The organism is Crossiella sp. SN42 (genome assembly GCF_023897065.1).
Lineage (GTDB): Bacteria > Actinomycetota > Actinomycetes > Mycobacteriales > Pseudonocardiaceae > Crossiella.
In genome coordinates this window covers 1-15,709 of record NZ_JAMHIV010000002.1, presented here as the reverse complement: position 1 = coordinate 15,709, position 15,709 = coordinate 1, and the positions used below count along the sequence as shown (strand labels likewise).

Genomic DNA, 15,709 nt, shown 5'->3' with positions numbered 1-15,709 from the left:
GACCGGCCGTCCGTGACCCGCGTCAGCTCACCGCGACCAGGTCCACCACGAAGATCAGCGTCTCGCCCGGCTTGATCGCCGAGCCCGCGCCCCGGTTGCCGTAACCCAGGTGCGCCGGGATCACCAGCTGGCGGCGGCCGCCGACCTTCATGCCCTTGACGCCCATGTCCCAGCCCTTGATGACCCGGCCTGCGCCCAGGGGGAAGGAGAAGGTGTCGCCGCGGTCCCAGCTGGCGTCGAACTGCTGGCCGGTGCTGTGCGACACGCCCACGTAGTGCACGGTCACCTCCTGGCCCACGGTGGCCTCCGGGCCGTCACCGATCTCGATGTCGGTGATGTCCAGGTAGTCCGGCGACGGGCCGTCGGGCACGGTGACGGTGGGCTTGGTCTTGCCCATGGGGTGTCCTCCTCGAATGGCTTCCAGCGTGCCGACCCTAACTGAACGGCTCTGAACGGCTGTGAATCCCACCAGCCGGTCGGCCGGGGCGCGGCGGCCCCCGCGCGCCGGAGCATCTGGGGGTATGGCAGATCTGATCATCGTCGGTTCCGGGCCGGCCGGGTACACCGCCGCCGTGTACGCCGCGCGGGCGCAGCTCCAGCCCCTGGTGTTCGAGGGCGTCAGCTACGGCGGGGCGCTGATGACCACGACCGAGGTGGAGAACTATCCCGGGTTCAAGGACGGCATCCTCGGGCCGGACCTGATGGAGCAGATGCGCGCGCAGGCCGAGCGCTTCGGCGCGGAGCTGCGGGCCGAGGACGTGGAGTCCGTCGACCTGGCCGGGCCGGTCAAGACCGTCACCGCGAACGGGCGGGACTACCAGGCCAGGGCGGTGGTGCTGGCGATGGGCGCGGCCGCGCGCTACCTCGACGTGCCCGGTGAGCAGCGGCTGCTCGGGCGCGGGGTGTCCTCGTGCGCGACCTGCGACGGGTTCTTCTTCCGGGACCAGGACATCGCGGTGGTCGGCGGCGGCGACTCGGCGATGGAGGAGGCCACCTTCCTGACCCGGTTCGCCCGGTCGGTGACGATCATCCACCGGCGCCAGGAGTTCCGGGCGTCCAAGATCATGCTGGAGCGGGCGCGGGCCAACGAGAAGATCCGCTGGCAGCTGGACACCAGGGTGCTGGAGGTGCTGGGGGAGACCTCGGTGACCGGGGTGCGGGTCCAGGACGCGGGCACCGGCGAGGAGTCGATCATGCCGCTGACCGGCTTCTTCGTCGCCATCGGGCACGAGCCGCGGTCGGCGCTGGTGCGCGGGCAGGTCGAGGTGGACGTGGACGGGTACGTGCGGGTGAGCGGGCCGGGCACCGCGACCAACCTGGACGGGGTGTTCGCCGCGGGCGACCTGGTCGACCACACCTACCGGCAGGCGATCACCGCGGCCGGGTCCGGCTGCGCGGCCGCGATGGACGCCGAGCGGTGGCTGGCACGCTGATTTTCACTTAGCCCCTGGTCAGCCTTGCTTCGAAGCCATTGATGTTGGATTCTCGTCGGCACCATGACCGCCACCTTCCACGAGACGCTGCACCTGGCGATCGAGCACAGCGGCCTGAGCCTGGAGAACATCCAGCGCAGGCTGATGGACCGGAAGATCACGGTCAGCCTGGCCAGCCTGAGCTACTGGCGCCGCGGCCGCACCCGGCCGGAACGTCGCACCTCACTGGCCGCGGTGGCGGCGCTGGAGGACATCCTCGCGCTGCCCGACGGGTCGCTGCGCAGGCTGCTCGGCAAGGCGCCGCACCCGTTGGGGCAGGAGTGGGCGATGCGGTCCAGCTCCTTCGAGGAGCGGCTGGAGTGGAAGCTGGCCACCGCGGAGCTGCGCGCGGAGACCAACAACGCGCTGGCCGTGGTCAGCGTGGAGGCCGACCTGCACCTGGGCCCGGACCGCCAGCAGGTGCGCATGGTCAACCGCCGCCTGCTGATGTCCCTCGCTGACGGCATCGACCGCTACGTCACCCGCTACGCCGCCGAGCCCGGTGAGGAGCTGCCGGTGCTCGGCGAGGTCATCGGCGCCACCACCGGCGAGCAGCTGCGCGACCTGGACCGGCAGGTCAACAGCGCCGAGCTGCGCTTCGACCGGCCGCTGCCCGCCGGCGAGACCCTGCACTTGCAGTGGACCTGGGAGTTCCCGCTGGGCGTGGGCACCAGCAACGTCAGCCGCACCGTGCTCAGCGCGGGCGCCCGCACCATGGGCTACCGGCTGTTCTTCCACCCCGACGCGATCCCGCCGCGCTGCCACCGCACCTGGCGGCCCAGCCTGGCGGTGCCGGAGGAGCGGGTGGCCGAGCTGCGGATCGGCGCGCGCGGCAGCACGCACTACCTGCTCACCGACGCGGGCGCGGGCTGGCACGGCGCGGTCTGGGACTGGGTGTGATGGGCACGCCGCCGCCGGATGCCGCACTGCACCAGGCGCTGTCCACCGGACCGTTCCACCTGGCCTTCCGGCTGGCCATCCGGCGCAGCGGACTGGGCATCGAGGGCGTCAGCCGCCGCCTGCACGCCATCGGCCTGCCGGTGAGCACCTCCAGCCTGAGCTACTGGCAGCGCGGCAACCGGCGGCCGGAACGCGAGGAGTCGCTCAACGCGGTGCGCGCCGTGGAGGAACTGGCCGGACTGCCCGCCGACTCGCTGCTCGCCCTGCTCGGCCCGCGCCGGCCGCGCGGGCGCTGGCTGGACCGGACGCACGGCAGGCCGCTGGTCGAGCAGAGCCTGGAGCTGACCTCGCCGGTCCGGCTGCCCGACCTGGACACCGGGCGGGCCAACGCGCAGCTGCGGCAGCTCAAGCACGACTGGCTGTGCCTGGTGGACGCCGACCGCTGCGAGGTCGAGCACCGGGTCCGGCAGGTGTTCGTGGCGCTGGAGGACGGGGTGGACCGGTTCCTCGCCTTCCAGGCCGTGCCGCCCGGCGGCGCCCGCCCCGCCTACCGGCCGGTCAGCGACTGCCGGATCGGCAGGCAGACCCACGACCCGGAGTCGGGGCTGTTCGCGGTGGAGATCGTCTTCGATCACGTGCTGCGCGCCGGGGAGACCTACGCGATCGAGACCGTGCAGCTGCCCCCGCCCGGCCAGCGGGACGGCTACCTCCAGTACGGCTGCCGGGCCGAGATCCGCGAACTGCTGCTGCGGGTGCGCTTCGACCCGGCAGAACTGCCGGTGCGCTGCCACCGCTACCGCACCAGGCTCGGCGGCCGGACCAGGGACCTGCTCGCCGACGTGCCACCAGGTCCCAGCGGTAGCGCGCACCACGCCGTGCTCGATGCGGAGCCGGGTATATACGGACTGGCCTGGGAGTGGGACGGGTGAATCCGTTCGAAGCAACCTTTTCCGCCGCTGCGGCGACCTAAACTGCGACGGTCCCGCCGCCTACGTGGGCCGCTCGTGATCGGAGCCGCCGCAGTGATGTCGTTCCCCCCACCGTCCACAGTGGACGCACCGCCGTTCCCGTTCGCCGCCGAGGATCCGGACCGCCTCGGCATGGTGAGCGTGGACGTCGACGTCACCGTCGGCGAGCACCGGGAGTGGCGGGAGGTCGCGCACCACCGGTTCGTGCTGGCCAAGGCGGACGGGGTGGGCAGCTACGTCACCGGGCACCGCGGCCCGGCAGGCGAGCGGCACCAGCCGGAGTTCGAGGCGCTGCTGGGCGGCGAGCTGGGCCGCCAGCACCGCGACCACCGCGCCACCTACGCGGAACTGGTGCTGGACCAGCCGTTGCGCCGGGGCGAGGCGCAGGTGCTGGAGTGGCGCTGGCTGTTCGCGGGCTGCCACCGCACCGCGCACCGCTACCGCGGCCACCTGCGCGCGGGCGTGCACTCCCTGGGCGCCAGGCTGACCTTCCACCCGGACGCGCTGCCCATGCGGGTGCGGCACACCTGGCAGCCCGACCCGGCCACCTGCCCGGAAACCGTCCGCACGGTGGCGGTCGACCGCACCGGCCTGGTCGAGCTGCTGGTGCCCGAACCCCGGCCGGGCTGGCACAGTTTTCACTGGGATTGGGAATAAATCCGAAAAGCCCAGAAATGCACTGTTTGCTGAACTAAAACGCACTTGTCGGGACTGGGCTGCTGAGTAGCCTCGACGCGTGGAGATATCGGACAGCAGCGATTCGACTTTGTCCCGACGCCGGTTCCTGCAGGCGGCCGCATTCACCGCGGCCGCGGCTGGCACCGCCGGAGCCCTCGGTTCCGCACCGGGGGCACTCGCCGCGCCCGCCGCCGAAGAGGCTGGTCGGACAGCGCTTTCCTTCACCGCGGCGACCAACGGCGCGGCCACCCTGAGCCCAGTCGACGGCAGCCTGGTCGCCGAGGTGCAGAACGTGCTGTGGGCCATTCCCCGCGGCGGCGGCAAAGCCAAGGCGCTCACCCCGGCCGACCTCGAACCCAACCGCCCGGTGTTCAGCCCGGACGGCAAACAGCTCGTCGTCTGCGCCTATCGCGGCGGTGGTTTCCACCTGTGGCTGCTGCGCGCGGACGGCTCCGGCCTGCGCCAGCTCACCGACGGCCCGTGGGACGACCGCGGCCCGGCCTGGTCCCCGGACGGCACGAAGATCGTCTTCGCCTCCGAGCGGGAAGGCCACACGGTCAACGGCAGCCCGTACCGGATCTGGGTGCTGGACGTGCGCACCGGCGAGCTGACCCGGATCACCGGCAAGCCCGGCCAGGACGGCCCGTTGCAGGACAAGGCGTGGGAGGACTTCGACCCGACGTTCTCCGCCGACGGCGGCCGGATCCTGTTCGTGCGCGGCTCCTTCACCGGCACCGCGCTGGACTCCCGCACCGTGGCCGAAATCCGCGCCGACGGCAGCGGCCCGGTCACCGTCGCGCACACCGACACCAGCGGCGCCCAGGTGCTGGCCCCCGCGCTGTCCCCGGACGGCCGCCTGGCCTACCTGCGCACCACTCCCGCGCCCGCCGCGGGCTGCACGCTGGTGGTGGCCGGTCAGCCGGTGCCGGTGGGCGGCGACGTGGAGCCGGTGCCGCCGCGCTGGGTGGCGGCGGACCAACTGCTGCTCACCGTCAGCGGCAAGTTCACCCTGCTGCGCCCCGGCGCGCCCGCGAACGCCGAGCCCATCGCCTTCACCGCGATGCTGCCGGTGGACCGGCCGCGCTACCGCGGCAAGCGCTACGACCTCACCGGCGGCGGGGTGCGCGACGTGCGCTCGCCGCATCTGCCCGCGCTGTCCCCGGACGGCAGGCAGGTCGTCTTCGCCGCGCTCAACTCGCTGTGGACCGTGCCCAGCTCCGGCGGCAGCCCGCGCAAGGTGGTCAGCGCCGAGCCGACCCGGTTCCTGCTCGCGCCGACCTGGACCGCCGACGGCAAGAGCATCGTCTTCAGCGACGACCGCGACGGCCTCTACACCGTCCGCCGCCGCGAGCTGGCCACCGGCGCGGAGACCGTGCTGGCCACCGGCGGCCGGGTGCACCCCGCGCTGTCCCCGGACGGCAAGTGGCTGGCCGCGCTGGACATGTCCGGCAACCTGGTGCTGCGCGACCTGGCGGCCGGCACGGAGAAGGTGCTGGCCAGCCCGCTCGGCGGCGGTGGCATCCCGGGCAGGCCGAGCTGGTCGCCGGACGGGAAGTTCCTCGCCTTCTGCGACCGCAACCGGCTCAACGGCCGCTTCCGCGAGGGCTACAACCTGATCAGGGTGGTCGAGGCAGGCTCGGGCAAGTCCCGGCTGCACCCGGTCGCGCCGAACACCTCGATCGCCGACCGCTACGACTCCGGCCCGGTCTGGTCCCCGGACGGCAGGCACTTCGCGGTGATCATCGAGTCCGCGCTGCACCTGGTGCCGATCGGCCCGGACGGCACCCCCTCCGGCCCGCCGCGCAAGCTCGCCGACGAGGCCGCCGACCACCCGTCCTTCGCCGGTGACGGCCGCACCGTGCTCTACCTCTCCAACGGCCGCCTGCGGCTGATCGGGACCGGCGGGGGCGCGCCGCGGACGGTCCGCGCGCCGCTGGACTACCGGCGGCCCCGACCAGAGGACACCGTGGTGCACGCGGGCAGGTTCTGGGCGGGCACCGGTGACGAGGTGCGCCAGGACGTGGACCTGGTGCTGCGCGGCGGCCGGATCGCCGCGGTCGAACCGCACCGTCCCGGCAGGCCGGTCGGCAGGCGGATCGACGCCTCGAAGCAGACCGTGCTGCCCGGGCTGTGGGACGCGCACACCCACCCCTGGCAGTCCACCTACGGCGGCCGCCAGACCGCGCTGCAGCTGGCCTACGGCATCACCACCGCGGTCTCCTTCGGCGGTTTCGCCTACGAGCAGGCCCGGATCAGGGAGGCGGTCAACGCGGGCGCGCTGGCCGGACCGCGGCTGATCGCCACCGGCGAGTTGCTCGACGGCGCCAGGGTCGCCTACAGCATGGGCCGCGCGCACAGCACCCGCGAGGGCCTGCGCCGCTCGCTGGACCGGGCGGCCGCGCTGGACTGGGACTTCGTCAAGACCTACGTCCGCGCGCCCGGCTGGATCATGGCCGAGGCGGCCAGGTTCGCGCACGAGCGGCTCGGCGTGCGCAGCGGCGGCCACCTGTGCTCACCCGGCGTGCAGCTCAACCAGGACCTGACCACGCACCTGCAGGCCACCCAGCGCCTGGAGTGGGGCCACGCGACCAGCGCTTCCGGCCGCGCCTACCAGGACCTCACCGAGATCTACACGAAGACGAACTTCCACCTCATCGCCACCCCGTTCACCGCGGCCCCGCTGCTCGGCGCGGACGCCGCACTGGCCGAGGACCCCAGGGTCGGCACGCTGATGCCGCCGTGGGACGCCGCGGCCGCGCGGGCCGCGGCCAAGGTGCCGCCCAGCCAGGCCCAGCTGACCACGCTGGCCACCGAGGTCGACGTGTACAAGCGGGTCCTCGACGGCGGCGGCCTGGTCGCCCTGGGCACTGACCAGCCGCTGGTGGCGGTCGGCCTGCACCTGCACCTGGCGCTGCGAGCCTTGCACCGCAACGGGTTCACCCCGGCGCAGGCCCTGCGCACGGTGACCTCGCTGCCGGCCAAGGTGTTCGGCCAGTTCGAGGACCTGGGCACCCTTGAGGTCGGCAAGGTCGCCGATGTGACCATTGTGGACGGTGACCCGTTCACCGACTTCAGCTCCCTGGTCCGCACCACCTCGGTGCTGCGCGGCGGTATCCAGTTCACCGCTGACGACCTGGTCGGCTCCTTCGCCAACCAGGCCGAGGCGCTCACCAAGTCGGCGCCCGACGACGCGCACTGGCTGGAGGTCGCGCACACCATGCGCCGCAACTCCTGCTGCGACCCGGAGTGCTAGGCCGGAACCGGGTGGAGCGGGGTGCAACCAGGTGAGCCGCGCACACCGTCTGGTCGGTATGCGGAGGTTCTTGCTCGCACTGGCCGGGCTTGCCGTGCTCACCGGCTGCGGTGGTCCGGGCGGTTTTGCCTGTCCGGCCATGGCCGCCCGGGCGGGTATCGGGCTGGAGATCGAGGCGCCGCTGGCCGCCAAGGTCGCCAAGGCCACGCTGGACGGCAAGGACGTGGTGCTGAGCGAGTCCACCGCGGCCGTGCCGTCCACCTGCCCGAGCGGGAAACCGGAGCAACCCTGTTCGGCCCAACTGGTCCGCACCGGGGCGAAGAACGGCTTCCTCGACCAGGTGGGACTGAAGCTGGCGCCGATGCGGCTCAGCGTCCGGCTCACCGACGCCGCGGGCGTGGTGCTGGTGGAGCAGGAGGTCCAGCTCACGCCGAAGGAGGTCTTCCCGGCCGGCGCGCACTGCGGCGGCGGCCAGCCGCAGGCCGGGGTGATCGTCGCGGCCGACGGCGCCGTGCGCCAGCGGCCCTGAGGCACCCTCCTGCGCTGGCTTTGACCACACGGCCTGGCCCCGGCCGGGTGAACTGATAACTGAACGGCCGGTTTTCACCCCGGTGTCACCTCAGCGGTGCTGGGATCGAACGGGGCGGTGCGTGGTCTCCGCGCACCGCCTACCGTGGGCAGGCCGGAACCGCAGTGGATCGGAAGCGCTATGACGAGCAGGCAGGTCGTTGCCGAGGGTGACGCCGGGGTCGAGGACCGCAGGCTGGACCGGATCGTGGCCTGGGTGCTGTCGGTCGGCGGGCTGGTCGGGCTGGTGGCCGCGTTCGTGCTGACGGTGGAGAAGTTCGAGCTGATGCTCAACCCGAACTACATCCCCACCTGCACCTTCAACGCCGCGCTCAGCTGCGGCACGGTGATGCAGTCGCCGCAGGCCGCGGTGTTCGGCTTCCCCAACTCGCTGCTGGGCATCGGCGGGTTCGGCGTGGTCACCGCGATCGGTTTCGGGCTGCTGGCCGGGGCGACCTACCGCCGCTGGTTCTGGCTGGGCCTGCAAGCCGGGGCGACGCTGGGCCTGGTGTTCGTGCACTGGCTGGTGGTGCAGAGCCTGTACGACATCCGGGTGCTCTGCCCCTACTGCATGGTCGTCTGGGCGGTGACCATCCCCGTCTTCGTCTACACCACGCTGCACAACCTGGAGCGCGGCCACTTCGGCGGGCGCGCCGGCGGCCGGGCCGTGGTGGGCTACCACGGCATCCTGACCGCCACCTGGCTCGCGGTGATCGCCGCGCTGGTCTTCACCGCCTTCGGCGCCAGCCTGTTCGCCTGAGCAGGCCCCGCACAGCGAAACGCCCGGACCGGCCTGAGCCGATCCGGGCGTTGTCCGTTGCGCTACCTCACGGGATGAAGTAGGCCCGCTCCCAGTACCAGCCGCCGCGGGAGTCCCAGGCCTCCGCGCCGCGGTCGGTGCCGCCGCCGGGCTGGCCGCGGAAGTTGAACAGCTTGATGCTGCCGCCGCCGTAGTTGTAGAAGCCGCCGAGGTCCGAGCGGCCGTCCCCGTTGAAGTCACCGGCCACCCACACGCTGGAGGGCAGGTGCCAGTCGCCCGGCCTGGTCTCCCAGGTCATCGCGAACCGCCCGATGCCGTTCGGGGTGCTCTTGGCCACGTACAGCGCGAGCCGGTCGTCGGCGTAGCCGTACAGGCCCGCGACGTCGGTGCGCCCGTCGCCGTCAAAGTCGCCTGCCAGCAAACGGGAACGGGCCGGGTCCCACTGGTTGGGGCCGGTCCGCCACTGCTGCGCGGGGGCGGTGTGCCCGTCGACGGTGCCGTTGGCGGTGAACAGCGAGACGTCGTAGCCGCCGTAGTTGTACAGCGCGGCCAGGTCGTCGCGGCCGTCGCCGTTGAAGTCACCGGCGATGAAGGTGCTGCTGGTGCGCTCCCAGTTGCCGTCACCGGAGTTCCAGGTCTGCACCGGCGCGTCCAACCCGGTCGGGTTGCCCCGGAACAGCCAGAACGCGGTGCGGCCGTTGTCGTAGCCGTAGGCGGCGGTGACGTCGGTGCGGCCGTCGCCGTTGAAGTCACCGGCCACGAACTGCGCCCGGTTCCAGTCCCACTGGCCAGCGGAGTCCCACAGCGAGGTGCTGTCCTTGAGCCCGGTCGGCGAGCCCCAGCGGACCCAGAACTTGATGTTGCCGCCGCCGTAGTTGTAGAAGGCGCCCCAGTCGGCGAAGCCGTCGCCGTTGAAGTCGCCGTTGAGGTACTTGGCGCTGGAGACGGTCCAGTTGTTCGGACCGGTGCGGTGCTTGGAGACCGGCTCGGTGGGGCCGGCGACCGTGCCGTCGAAGCTGAACGTGCCCGCGTCGCCGTTGCTGTAGTCGTAGATCGCGGAGATGTCGTCGCGGCCGTCGCCGTTGAAGTCGCTGATGGTGTGCGTCTTCACGGTGGCCGAGGCGACCGCGGAGACCGGGCCGTCACCGGCGGCGGTCACCGGGACCACCCGGTAGTGCCAGGTCTGCTTGGCCGGCAGCGCGGTGTGCGCGAACCTGCCGTCGCTGACCGTGCCCAGCAGGTTCGCCGGGACCAGCGGCACGTCCGCGGTCTGCGCGCCGTAGACGCGGTAGGCGGTGGCGTTCAGCGCGGGCGGGTTCAGCCAGCTGAGCTGGTTGCCGTGCTGCGCCAGCGGGGTCGCGGTCAGGCCGATGAGCTGGGCTTCCAGCCAGCCGTCCAGGTTGTCCACCCTGGACTCGGTGACGGTGCGCCTGGTCTCGGTCTCACCCATGCAGCCGCCCTGCCAGGAGGCCGCGTGCAGGCCGATGACCTCGGCGCGGCTGCCGGTCTCGCGGAAGGCGGGGCCGCCGGAGTCGCCGCGGCAGACCGAGACCGAGCCCTCGCCGAGCACGCTGAGCGTGGTCGCGGCGGCCGACTCGACCTTGGCCGGGCCGGTGTGCAGCCGGTCCGGGGTCCACTCGGTGGCGGTGCGGCCGTAGCCGGCCAGGCGCACGGTGTCCCCGGCGGCGGGCGCGGTCTTGGCCACGGTGGCCGGCACCACGCCGGTGACCGCGGTGGCCAGCCGGACCAGGCTCAGGTTGCGGTCGGCGCGGTGCACCAGGTTGACCGCGTCCACCACCTGGCCGGTGCTGCCGGAGAGCACGGCGCGGCCGACGGTGACCTTGGTCGGCTGGGCCGGCTTGCCGCCCTGGGCGTTCTCCGGGAAGCAGGACTTCACGGTCAGCACCCAGTTCGGGTCGATCAGCACGCCGCTGCAGCTGCGGGTGCCAGGGCCGACGTCGATCTTGGCGACGAAGCCGTAGGAGCCCTCCGCCGCGGCGGTACCGCCGGCGAGGCCGTACGCGGGCAGGCTGGTCAGCAGCGCCGCGGCGGTGGTGAAGGCGAGCAGGCCGACGGCCTTGCCCGCACGGTGGCGAGTCACGGTGTGGTTCCCCCAGTCACGGGAAATCGTTCAAATCCCAGGAAGTGCGGCTCGATGGTCGGTCATCGGCAGGCGTCCGCGTAGCCCGTATGACAAGTGTCACAGGCTGTAACAATTGACCTGGTCAGCGCGAACCGCGCTCCCGTCGCCGAGCCGCCCTGACCTGGGTCGCGTGGCCCTCCGGGTAGCCGTGCTTGGCCGCCCGGTAGTCCGCGCTCTCCGGTGCGAAGGAGGCCGAGTAGTACAGGCTCACCAGCAGCCCCATGCCCAGCGCGGGCAGCACGATGGCAGGCGGGAAGCCCAGCAGCGGGTCGAAGACCAGGAACAGCAGGAAGACCAGCGGCGCGGCTTGGGCCAGGGTGCGGGCCACGTGCCGCAGCAGCCAGGTCGGCGCGGTCACGTCGTGCAGCACCCACTCGCGGTACCGCTGCGGCAGGCGAGCGCCGTAGGCGTAGGCCAGCCAGCGGGCCGGGTTCGGCCGCTCCATGCATCCAGAGTAGGTCGTTCGGCTGATCGACAAACCTCTCTGGAGATCGCGCTACCGTGGCGGGGTGCGCGTCATGATCACCGCGGCTCCGATGCTGGGCCACCTGCTGCCGCTGGTTCCCCTCGCCCGCGCCATCCGCGAGGCCGGTCACCAGGTCCTGCTGGCCACCGCAGGCGAGGCGCTGGCCGTGGCCGACCAGTCCGACCTGCCGGTGCGCGACCTCGCGCCGGGCTTCCGGTTCGAGCCGATCGTGCGCCGGACCCTGCTGTGGCACCCGCTGATCGCCAAGGCGGAGATCGCGGGCAAGTCCGGCACCAGGGGCGCGGCCCTGCTGTTCGGGCACGTGAACGAGGAGCTCGCGGACGGCGCGGTCGAGCTGGCCCGCTCCTGGCGGCCGGACCTGATCCTGCACGAGCCGCTGGCCATCGCGGGCGCGCTGGCCGCCGCGGTGACCGGGGTGCCCGCGGTGCTGGTGGAGAACTCGCTCTTCGACGGCCTGGAACTGCTCGCCGCGACCAAGGAGAAGCTGACCAAGCCGTTGCGCCGCAACGGGATCGACGATCTGCCGGAGCCCGCCGCGCGGATCGTCACCGCGCCGCCCAGCCTGGTCGGCGAGCAGCCCGGCTGGCCGATGCGCTACGAGCCCTACAGCGGCGAAGGCGAGCTGCCCGCCTGGCTGGCCGCGGAGTCCGAGCGGCCGCGGATCGCGGTCAGCCGCAGCACCGTCGGCGGCCCGGGCGGCAACCGCCTGATGAGCGCGGTGGTGGACGCCGCCGAGGGCCTGGACGCCGAGATCGTGCTGCTGCGCCCGGACCGCCGGGTGCTGCGCCGGGAGTCCTTGCCCGCCAACGTGCGCACCCTGGACTGGGCCCCGCTGACCAGCGTGCTGGCGCACTGCGCCGCGCTGGTGCACCACGGCGGCGCGGGTTCGGTGTCCGCGGCGCTGGCCGCCGGCATCCCGCAGCTGGTGGTCCCCGGCGCGGGCGACCGCGACCACAACGCCCGCCTGGTCGCCAAGCGCGGCGCGGGCACCGCGGTGGCGGCCAAGGACATCAGCACCGCGGAGCTGCGCAGGCTGCTCACCGACCCGGCGCTGACCGAGGCTTCTTTGGCCGTGCGCAAGGAAATGGCAGGCATGCCCGCCCCGGCCACGCTGGTGACGAAGCTGGCCGGGCTGGTCAAGTAGGCCAGGGTTCCCCGCGCGGACCCGGGCCTACCACCTCACCGGTGCGCGCTCACGCGGTGCTCCGCTGCTGGTTCGGCGCGCCCCACTCGGCCCACTTGTTCCAGTTCCAGTTCCAGTCCAGCACCAGGGCCTTGGTGGTGATCCCGGCCGCGCGGAAGGCTGGGCAGAGCCCGGCCGGGTAAGGGGAAGCACTCGGAGGTTGATAATCGGTCAGGACGGCGAAGGGATGCGGGTGCGCGAGAACAGTCAGACGGTGCACGACCTGCGCCGCGGCAACCGGGCGATGGTGCTGCGCGCGGTGTACTTCGAGGGCCCGCTCAGCCGCCGTGAGCTGGCCGCGCGCACCGGTCTGAGCCAGGCCTCGGTGAGCAACGTGGTGGGCCAGCTGGTGGACGAGCAGGTGCTGGTCGAGGCGGGCACGGTGGACTCCGACGGCGGCCGGCCGCGCGGTCTGCTGCGGGTGAACCCGGGGCACGCCACGGTGATCGGCGTGGAGGTGGCCGAGACCTGGGTGCGGGTCAAGGCCTTCGACCTGACCCTGGCCGTGCTGGCCGAGGAGACGCTGCCCGTCGAGCCGGACAACCAGGACCGGGACCTGGTGATCGGGCACATCCTGACCGGCCTGGAGAAGGTGCTGGCCGCGGACACGGTGTGCACCGACCGGGTGCTCGGCGTCGGGGTCGGCGTGCCGGGCGTGGTGCAGCAGGACAGCGAGCTGCTGGTGCACGGGCACACCGCGGCCTGGCGCAAGGTCCCGCTGGAAGCGTTGCTGCGCAAGGGAACCGACCTGCCCCTGCACATCGACAACGGCGCGAACACCATGGGCCAGGCGGAGATGTGGTTCGGCGCGGGCCGGGGCGCGAAGCACGCGGTGATCGCGCTGATCGGCTCCGGCGTCGGCGCGGGCGTGATCGCCGAGGGCAACCCCTTCCGCGGCGCCCGGCGCAGCGCGGGGGAGTGGGGCCACACCACCCTCGCCCTGGACGGCCCACCGTGTCGCTGCGGTTCCCGGGGCTGCCTGGAGTCCTTCACCGGCGCGGCGGCCGTGGTCGCCCGCCACCGCGCCGCCATGAACATCAGCACCCCGCTGACCGACGAGGCCACCGCCTTCCGCGCCGCCCTGGCCGACCCCGCGCCCCAGGCCCAGGCCCTGATCGAGGAGAGCGCGCGGTACCTGGGCGCGGGCATCGCCAACCTGGTCAACCTGTTCAACCCGGAACGCATCCTGCTCGGCGGCTGGGCCGGCCTGCTGCTCGCCGAGCACACCCTCCCACTGATCAGGGACACCGCCCGCGCCTACGCCCTGCGCCACCCGTTCGAAGGCACCCAGATCGCCCTGTGCGAACTCGGCCCGGACGCCATCGCCCTGGGCGCGGCGACCCTGTTGGTCAACCGCTTCCTGCGCACCGGTGGCGTGCACAAGCTGAGCCCTCCGCACCGGTAGACCTGGCACCACCCCGGCCAGGGACGCAGACCCATGGCCGGGAAACCCTTGCCCCGGCAGGCTTCCCGCCATGATGCAGGAGACTTCGGTGCGCCCGGCGCTGTCCAGGGCGGCGCTGGCGATCCCCGCCGTGACCGCCCTGGCGCTGATCGCCTTCAGCGGCGGCTACGGCTACCACCGCGATGAGCTGTACTTCATCGTCGCGGGCCAGCACCCGGCCTGGGGCTACCCCGACCAGCCCAGCTTCACCCCGATGATCGCGGCCCTGATGGACTTCCTGGTCCCGGACTCCATGATGGCCCTGCGCTTCCCCGCCGCACTGGCCGCAGGACTGACCGTCCTGTTCGTCACCCTCACCGCCAGGGAGCTGGGCGGCACCCACCGCGCCCAAACCCTGGCCGCCCTGGCCACGGCGCTGTCCGGCATGGTCCTGATCCCCGGCCACATGCTGCACACCACCACCTTCGACATCACCTTCACCGCCGCGGTGATCTGGCTGCTGGTCAAGGTGATCCGCGGCGGCAACCCCAAACTCCTGCTGGCCGCGGGCGCGATCCTGGGCGTGGCCCTGCACAACAAGTACCTCATCGGCGCGGTGGTCGCCTCCCTCCTGCTGGCCCTGCTCCTCGCCGGCCCCCGTTCCCTGTTCCGCACCCCCTGGCTCTGGGCCGGGGCAGCCCTGGCGGTCCTGATCTGGCTGCCCAACCTGCTGTGGCAGTACGAAAACGGCTGGCCCCAACTGGAAATGGCCAAGATCCTCAGCGAAGGCAACACCGACCGAGGCGGCCCGGCCCTCTTCCTCGCCATGCAGGCCCTGGCCATCGGCCCCCTGCTCACCCCACTCTGGCTGGCCGGCCTGGTCCGCCTGCTCCGCACCCAGCAGTTCCGCTTCCTGGGCGCGGCCTTCCTCATCCTCACGGTTGCCCTGATCGCCGGCGGCGGCTCCCCCCTGTACCTGTTCGGCGGCTACCCGGCTCTGCTCGCGGCAGGCGCGCTGGCCGTGGACGGCTGGCTGTCCCGAGCCAAGGGCAACGCGAGAACCGCCGTGGCCACCACCGCCGGCGTCCTCTCCGCGGTGTTCATCCTCCCCCTGGCGCTGCCCCTGGTCCCGGAAAGCCAGCTCGACCGCATCCCGGTGATCCAGATGAACGGCCTGTCCGCCGAACAGTTCGGCTGGCCGGAACTCACCGACACCGTGACCAAGGTCTACGACACCCTCCCCCCAGCCCAACGCGGCACCACCGTCATCATCGCCGAAAACTTCGGCGAGGCAGCCGCCCTGCACCGCTACGGCCGCACCAGGGGCCTCCCCACCGTCCACAGTGGATACCGGGGCTACGCGGCCTGGGAACGCCCCCCGGCGACAGCACGGAACGCCATCCTGATCCAGCCCGCCAAGAGCCCAGAACCCCCTGCCTGGGCGAAGAAAGCCTGCACCAACCTCCGCTACGAAGCCGAGATCCGCAACAACCTGGGCATCAAGAACCGCGAACAGGGCGGCAAGATCTGGCTCTGCGAGAACGTCACGCGATCTTGGGACGACCTCTGGCCGGAGATCAGCCACATGAGCTAGCGACGGGCTGGCTTTTCAAAACCTGTCCGAAGTCTTGAGGTTCCCCATGCCCGTCAACCTGGAGACATCGCACCACATCCCAGCGAGCAGACGCTCACAGGCGCCGCCGCCAAGGCCACGCCACGTGACGGCGGCTGCTCGCTGGGATGTGGTTCGATTTCGGAAGGTTGACGGGCATGGGGAACCTCAAGACCCGCTTGCGTCTCTGCCTTTGACCTTGACTTTCCCCCCATGCTTTGATTCCTGCCCGTCCGGCGAGGACGCTCTTGATCTTCGCTCTTGGTTTTAACCCCGAAGATCAAAAGAATGTCCTCGCCGGA

Annotated in this window: 15 protein-coding genes; 10 read left to right on the top strand and 5 right to left on the bottom strand. The window is 72.2% G+C overall.

Annotated elements, in window-relative coordinates; translation table 11 throughout:
• Positions 1-22: 22 nt before the first annotated feature.
• Complete coding sequence (locus tag M8C13_RS03170) at positions 23-397, bottom strand: FKBP-type peptidyl-prolyl cis-trans isomerase (RefSeq protein WP_252478915.1); 375 nt, start codon at positions 395-397, stop codon at positions 23-25.
• Between the two features lie 124 nt (positions 398-521).
• Between M8C13_RS03170 and trxB the strand changes: the two genes are divergently transcribed.
• The 7 genes from trxB (at position 522) to M8C13_RS03135 (ending at position 8,598) form a co-directional block, all read left to right on the top strand.
• On the top strand, positions 522-1,433 hold the full coding sequence (gene trxB, locus M8C13_RS03165) for a thioredoxin-disulfide reductase (protein WP_252478914.1): 912 nt from the start codon (positions 522-524) through the stop codon (positions 1,431-1,433).
• A 63-nt stretch (positions 1,434-1,496) separates the two neighbouring features.
• Positions 1,497-2,372, top strand: coding sequence for a hypothetical protein (locus M8C13_RS03160; RefSeq protein WP_252478913.1), 876 nt, complete (start codon positions 1,497-1,499; stop codon positions 2,370-2,372).
• Positions 2,372-3,301, top strand: coding sequence for a hypothetical protein (locus M8C13_RS03155; protein WP_252478912.1), 930 nt, complete (start codon positions 2,372-2,374; stop codon positions 3,299-3,301). Before M8C13_RS03160 ends, M8C13_RS03155 begins: the two co-directional genes overlap by 1 nt.
• Before the next feature lie 96 nt (positions 3,302-3,397).
• Complete coding sequence (locus tag M8C13_RS03150; RefSeq protein WP_252478911.1) at positions 3,398-3,997, top strand: hypothetical protein; 600 nt, start codon at positions 3,398-3,400, stop codon at positions 3,995-3,997.
• Between the two features lie 79 nt (positions 3,998-4,076).
• On the top strand, positions 4,077-7,271 hold the full coding sequence (locus M8C13_RS45270; protein ID WP_252478910.1) for an amidohydrolase family protein: 3,195 nt from the start codon (positions 4,077-4,079) through the stop codon (positions 7,269-7,271).
• Positions 7,272-7,329: 58 nt separating this feature from the next.
• Positions 7,330-7,800: a hypothetical protein gene (locus M8C13_RS03140; RefSeq protein ID WP_252478909.1), complete on the top strand. Its 471-nt coding sequence runs from the start codon at positions 7,330-7,332 to the stop codon at positions 7,798-7,800.
• A 180-nt stretch (positions 7,801-7,980) separates the two neighbouring features.
• On the top strand, positions 7,981-8,598 hold the full coding sequence (locus tag M8C13_RS03135) for a vitamin K epoxide reductase family protein (protein WP_252478908.1): 618 nt from the start codon (positions 7,981-7,983) through the stop codon (positions 8,596-8,598).
• A gap of 67 nt (positions 8,599-8,665) precedes the next feature.
• On the opposite strand, the gene M8C13_RS03130 is transcribed toward M8C13_RS03135, so the two are convergent.
• Together M8C13_RS03130 and M8C13_RS03125 are read right to left on the bottom strand one after the other, a co-directional pair.
• Positions 8,666-10,699: an FG-GAP-like repeat-containing protein gene (locus M8C13_RS03130; protein WP_252478907.1), complete on the bottom strand. Its 2,034-nt coding sequence runs from the start codon at positions 10,697-10,699 to the stop codon at positions 8,666-8,668.
• A 124-nt stretch (positions 10,700-10,823) separates the two neighbouring features.
• Entirely contained in the window at positions 10,824-11,186 is a 363-nt protein-coding gene (locus tag M8C13_RS03125) for a DUF5313 family protein (protein ID WP_252478906.1), read from the bottom strand.
• Positions 11,187-11,259: 73 nt separating this feature from the next.
• Here M8C13_RS03125 and M8C13_RS03120 point away from each other — a divergent pair, with 73 nt between their 5' ends.
• Entirely contained in the window at positions 11,260-12,372 is a 1,113-nt protein-coding gene (locus M8C13_RS03120) for a glycosyltransferase (RefSeq protein WP_252478905.1), read from the top strand.
• A gap of 49 nt (positions 12,373-12,421) precedes the next feature.
• Here M8C13_RS03120 and M8C13_RS03115 read toward each other — a convergent pair whose 3' ends face one another.
• The gene (locus M8C13_RS03115; RefSeq protein ID WP_252478904.1) at positions 12,422-12,631 is read right to left on the bottom strand and encodes a hypothetical protein; all 210 of its coding nucleotides are present in this window, start codon (positions 12,629-12,631) and stop codon (positions 12,422-12,424) included.
• Between M8C13_RS03115 and M8C13_RS03110 the strand changes: the two genes are divergently transcribed.
• Together M8C13_RS03110 and M8C13_RS03105 are read left to right on the top strand one after the other, a co-directional pair.
• A complete protein-coding gene (locus M8C13_RS03110; protein ID WP_252478903.1) occupies positions 12,626-13,816 on the top strand; it encodes an ROK family transcriptional regulator in 1,191 nt (396 codons plus the stop codon). The two genes, M8C13_RS03115 and M8C13_RS03110, sit on opposite strands and share 6 nt — an antisense overlap.
• A gap of 70 nt (positions 13,817-13,886) precedes the next feature.
• The gene (locus M8C13_RS03105; protein WP_252478902.1) at positions 13,887-15,389 is read left to right on the top strand and encodes a glycosyltransferase family 39 protein; all 1,503 of its coding nucleotides are present in this window, start codon (positions 13,887-13,889) and stop codon (positions 15,387-15,389) included.
• A gap of 53 nt (positions 15,390-15,442) precedes the next feature.
• On the opposite strand, the gene M8C13_RS03100 is transcribed toward M8C13_RS03105, so the two are convergent.
• A partial coding sequence (locus M8C13_RS03100; RefSeq protein ID WP_252478901.1) for a hypothetical protein occupies positions 15,443-15,709 on the bottom strand: 267 nt, incomplete at its 5' end.

Bases quoted from the DNA above. Each gene is read 5' to 3' on its own strand.
- M8C13_RS03170 (WP_252478915.1), bottom strand. From the start codon at position 397: ATGGGCAAGACCAAGCCCACCGTCACCGTGCCCGACGGCCCGTCGCCG.
- trxB (WP_252478914.1), top strand. From the start codon at position 522: ATGGCAGATCTGATCATCGTCGGTTCCGGGCCGGCCGGGTACACCGCC.
- M8C13_RS03160 (WP_252478913.1), top strand. From the start codon at position 1,497: ATGACCGCCACCTTCCACGAGACGCTGCACCTGGCGATCGAGCACAGC.
- M8C13_RS03155 (WP_252478912.1), top strand. From the start codon at position 2,372: ATGGGCACGCCGCCGCCGGATGCCGCACTGCACCAGGCGCTGTCCACC.
- M8C13_RS03150 (WP_252478911.1), top strand. From the start codon at position 3,398: ATGTCGTTCCCCCCACCGTCCACAGTGGACGCACCGCCGTTCCCGTTC.
- M8C13_RS03140 (WP_252478909.1), top strand. From the start codon at position 7,330: ATGCGGAGGTTCTTGCTCGCACTGGCCGGGCTTGCCGTGCTCACCGGC.
- M8C13_RS03135 (WP_252478908.1), top strand. From the start codon at position 7,981: ATGACGAGCAGGCAGGTCGTTGCCGAGGGTGACGCCGGGGTCGAGGAC.
- M8C13_RS03125 (WP_252478906.1), bottom strand. From the start codon at position 11,186: ATGGAGCGGCCGAACCCGGCCCGCTGGCTGGCCTACGCCTACGGCGCT.
- M8C13_RS03120 (WP_252478905.1), top strand. From the start codon at position 11,260: ATGATCACCGCGGCTCCGATGCTGGGCCACCTGCTGCCGCTGGTTCCC.
- M8C13_RS03105 (WP_252478902.1), top strand. From the start codon at position 13,887: ATGATGCAGGAGACTTCGGTGCGCCCGGCGCTGTCCAGGGCGGCGCTG.